The sequence below is a fragment of the Streptomyces sp. NPDC014889 genome, assembly GCF_043081205.1.
In the GTDB taxonomy this organism is placed as follows: domain Bacteria; phylum Actinomycetota; class Actinomycetes; order Streptomycetales; family Streptomycetaceae; genus Streptomyces.
The window spans coordinates 1-3946 of sequence record NZ_JBIBWH010000008.1; the positions used below are offsets into that span (position 1 = coordinate 1).

General features: G+C 68.8%; 5 protein-coding genes. 1 reads left to right on the forward strand and 4 read right to left on the reverse strand.

The window, feature by feature from the left end:
* Positions 1-216: 216 nt before the first annotated feature.
* From ACF09J_RS17010 to ACF09J_RS17020, 3 genes are all read right to left on the reverse strand, one after another.
* A complete protein-coding gene (locus tag ACF09J_RS17010; RefSeq protein WP_030052720.1) occupies positions 217-420 on the reverse strand; it encodes a cold-shock protein in 204 nt (67 codons plus the stop codon).
* A 245-nt stretch (positions 421-665) separates the two neighbouring features.
* Entirely contained in the window at positions 666-1004 is a 339-nt protein-coding gene (locus tag ACF09J_RS17015) for a MerR family transcriptional regulator (RefSeq protein ID WP_361425141.1), read from the reverse strand.
* Positions 1005-1527: 523 nt separating this feature from the next.
* Positions 1528-2016, reverse strand: coding sequence for a GNAT family N-acetyltransferase (locus ACF09J_RS17020; RefSeq protein ID WP_392306211.1), 489 nt, complete (start codon positions 2014-2016; stop codon positions 1528-1530).
* Between the two features lie 140 nt (positions 2017-2156).
* Between ACF09J_RS17020 and ACF09J_RS17025 the strand changes: the two genes are divergently transcribed.
* Positions 2157-3269, forward strand: a complete 1113-nt coding sequence (locus ACF09J_RS17025; RefSeq protein ID WP_392306212.1) for a PP2C family protein-serine/threonine phosphatase — start codon at positions 2157-2159, stop codon at positions 3267-3269.
* Positions 3270-3285: 16 nt separating this feature from the next.
* Here the strand turns inward: ACF09J_RS17025 and ACF09J_RS17030 are convergent, their stop codons facing one another.
* The gene (locus tag ACF09J_RS17030; RefSeq protein WP_392306213.1) at positions 3286-3525 is read right to left on the reverse strand and encodes a hypothetical protein; all 240 of its coding nucleotides are present in this window, start codon (positions 3523-3525) and stop codon (positions 3286-3288) included.
* Positions 3526-3946: the final 421 nt, after the last annotated feature.

Below are 3946 nucleotides of genomic sequence, written 5' to 3' on the forward strand. Positions count from 1 at the left end.
AACTCGAACAACTCGTCGCCCGTGCCGTGGCGAACTGGGCGTTCCGCACCCACCGCCGCCAGCCCCTCATCATCCCCGTCATCATCGACGCCTGAGCCCTGGCCCGCGGCGGCACGGTCCCCGTTCCGGCCGCGGCCCCGCGGGCATCGAGGCCGGGCACGGGAGTCGCCTGGCCACCCCGGCAGGCCGGGGTGGCCAGGCGACAGGTCTGCGAGGTCAGGCCAGGTTGATGTTCTCGGCCTGCGGACCCTTCTGGCCCTGGGTGACGTCGAACGTCACGGCCTGGCCCTCCTGGAGCTCACGAAAGCCTGTGGAGTTGATCGCGGAGTAGTGCGCGAAGACATCCGGGCCGCCGCCGTCCTGGGCGATGAAGCCGAAGCCCTTCTCCGCGTTGAACCACTTCACTGTTCCCGTTGCCATGTCTCATGCCTTCCAGTCGATGAACGTCTCCCACTCCCTGTGGCAGACGGAGGTGATCGCCCTGGTCCCTGCGGCACAGCACAGCAAAACGCCCACACCGAAGGCGCGGGCCGAGAGGGAATTCCGAACCACGACAGCTGACGCAGACGCTACACGTCCACACACCGCGTCACCATAGGAAATGATCACCCAACTCACTGAGACCGTGCGCGCGGTGCCCGCCGACGCTGACGGGCACGCTCATCTCATGCTTCTGCCGTTGGGTTCGCCGACTCGGCGGCGCGGCGATACTCGGCGTTGAGGCGCTGGGCTTCCTCGAGCTGGTCTTCGAGGATGACGATCCGGCAGGCGGCCTCGATGGGGGTGCCCTGGTCGACGAGTTCCCGGGCGCGGGCGGCGATGCGCAGTTGGTAGCGGGAGTAGCGGCGGTGGCCGCCCGCGGAGCGGAGTGGAGTGATGAGGCGGGCTTCGCCGATGGCGCGAAGGAAGCCCTGTGTGGTGCCGAGCATCTCGGCGGCCCGGCCCATGGTGTAGGCGGGGTAATCGTCGTCGTCGAGACGGCCGAAGGCGTCGTCTGCTGTCATTGCACCTCTCTGCGGAACGCGTGGAGGGGCCCTGGTGCCGTCCGGCACCAGGGCCCCGAAGGAACTACTACACCATCTGCCGGCCCTGATACTGCGCCGGCCCTCTGTTTCCGCGGACCCGACCGAGACGCTGCCGGGGGCGCGGGGATCGCGGTTGCTTGACCGGAGACCACCTCACTATCGATGTCCTGCGGTACCCGGGTCCAGGACTTCCACCCGGGCGATCCTGATGGCGTTCGGCTCCTCCGTTCTTCCCTCTTGATCAACTACTCACTGACGGAAACTGCCCGGCAGTTCATCTCTGCCGGACCTCGCTCGATCTCGGCTACGAGAGAAACAATAACCATGCCGCCACCCAATGTCTACTCTGGCGAGCATAGATTTCCGTGCGCTCGAAGATGAGGTAGTCCGCCTCGACCGTCCATGGGCGGCTCAAGCAGCTCCGAGGCCCAGTCCGACGCTCACATTGACCTACCGCCGCGCAGCACGTCGGCCTGAGCGTGGCGTCGCCGACTGCGCCTCGTTAGTCCGAAGGAATGCGAAACTCGAATTCGGGACGGTCCCACGGCACGGCGGGCGGGTTCGCGAGCGCTGTCCCGCTGCGCACCGCACCGACGCGGTGGTAGAAGTCCGCGGCGGGAAGATGCGACACGACTTTGACACGGTCGAGCCCGGCGGCACGGGCCTCGGACTGCATGTGCGTGACGAGCAGTCGTCCGATACCCCGTCCTTGCGCCTCGTCGGCGACGAACAGCAGGTCGAGCTCCGGTGGAGCGAGGATGAGCGAGTAGAACCCGAGGACTGGGCCTCCATGCTCGTCGGCGCCGACGGCCACGAAGGCGCGGTGGGCCTCGATGTAATCAGGTCCGACCCGGTAGCCCGCGACTGCGGCCGCGTACTTACCCTGGTAGGCGCCTGAGCCACGCACGAGCCGCGTGAGCCGTTTGGCATCCCGCGCGACGGCCCTCCGTATCGTGATCGGCCGGCTGATCGGGGAAGTGCGTGAACTCATCGGGAGAGTATTTCGCACCAGGAGTGCCTTCGTGCGGCGGGTCGCGATCGACCACGTCACTGCCGCCGTCGCCCGCCCCAGCAACCTCGCCGGACCCTTCCGGGCTGCCGTGCCCCAGTGGGGGGTGGTAAGCAGGAAACATGCGTCCTTGGCGGCGGATGCCGCACCGACATCACTCGTGGCAGGCCAGTGACGCTCTGCTCGCGGTGCCGCTCGGTTTGATCGCCGCCATCATCGTCGCCGACATCCTGACCCCGCCCCATGTACCGCTGGGGCCCCTGCTGATCGTGGCCCCAGCGATCACCGCCTCCTTCGCCAGTCCCTTCATCACCGCACTGGTCGGCCTCATCGCCATCGGAGCCCTGCTCGGCGTCGGTGCGGGGTTCCACCTCCTCACCTCGGAGAGCGTCGGCGCGCAGATCATCTCCCTGGTCGTGGTCTCGGTGGTCGTGACCGTGTTCCGTTATCTGCGCGAGCGGCACAGCCATGAGCTGGAGCAGGTACGAAGAGTGTCGGAGGCCGCGCAGCGGGTGGTGCTCAGGCCCTTGCCGCGGCGCATCGGGCCGCTGCGGGTGGCCTCGGTCTACATGGCGGCCCAGGAGGAGGCGCTGATCGGCGGCGACCTGTACGCGGCCGTCCGCACCTCCTTCGGCACACGGCTGATCATCGGCGATGTGATGGGCAAGGGCCTGACCGCGATGGGGGACGCCTCGCTGCTGCTGGGCGCGTTCCGGGAGGCCGCGCACCGTACGGCGGGCCTGCCCGAGCTGATGACCTACCTGGAGCGCAGCGTGTGCTGGAACCTGGCCGAGCCCACCGAGCCCGGCCAGGAGGGGGAATGCTTCATCACGGCCGCGATCGTCGACATCCCCGACACGCCGTCACCGGCCCGGATCGTGTCCTGCGGCCACCCGCCGCCGTTGCTGTTGCGCGACCGGCAGGTCGTCACGCTGCGCGCCAGCGCTCCCGCGCCGCCGCTGGGGCTGGGTGAGCTGACCACACCGGAGTACCGGGTGGACACCTTCCATCTGGAGCCCGGGGACCTCCTCCTGCTGTATACCGACGGTGTGGTCGAGGCGCGCGACCCGAGCGGCGTCTTCTACCCGCTCACCGCTCGGGCCGCTTCCTGGGCGCAGGACACTCCCGTGGCCCTGGTCCATCATCTGCGGGCCGACCTGCTGGACCACGTCGGCGGACGCCTGTCCGACGACGCCGCCGTGGTCGCGCTGCAACGTACCGCCGACCCTCACTGATCGTTGGAACGATCAGTCACGGCCGGCAGATCACGAACACCACAGTCTCTTCGTCGGCGCCTGTGCTGCTGTCGAGCTGCGACTGAAAGCCGGTGGGGGGTGAGCCGACCGGGTGTGCACCTCCTGAGGTCGGTTTGATGTTTCCGGTCGACGTGTCGACGTCGTAGGTGCCGCCACCGGTGGCGTAATGGCCCGCCGGGCACATGGCCGTATTGAGAGTCCTGGCGGGCTGACCGCCGGGGAGGGTGCTGGACACCACGACACTCTGCGTTCCGTTCGATCCCCCACCCTGGACGCCCTGCGCCCCGGTGGCCCCTTGGAAGCCCTGGGGGCCTTGCGAACCGGTGGAGCCTTGGGCTCCGGCGGCGCCCTGGGTTCCAGTGGTGCCCTGAGGTCCGGTCGTGCCCTGAGGCCCGGTCGTGCCCTGAGGCCCGCTGGTGCCTTGGGCTCCGGTGGCGCCTTGGGCTCCGGTCGTTCCCTGGGCTCCGGTTGTGCCTTGCGCCCCGGTGGCGCCCTGGGCTCCCGTGGTGCCCTGAGGTCCGGTCGTGCCTTGGAAGCCCTGAGGGCCTTGCGAACCGGTGGAGCCTTGGGCTCCGGCGGCGCCCTGGGCTCCCGTGGTGCCCTGAGGTCCGGTCGTGCCTTGGAAGCCCTGAGGGCCTTGAGAACCGGTGGAGCCT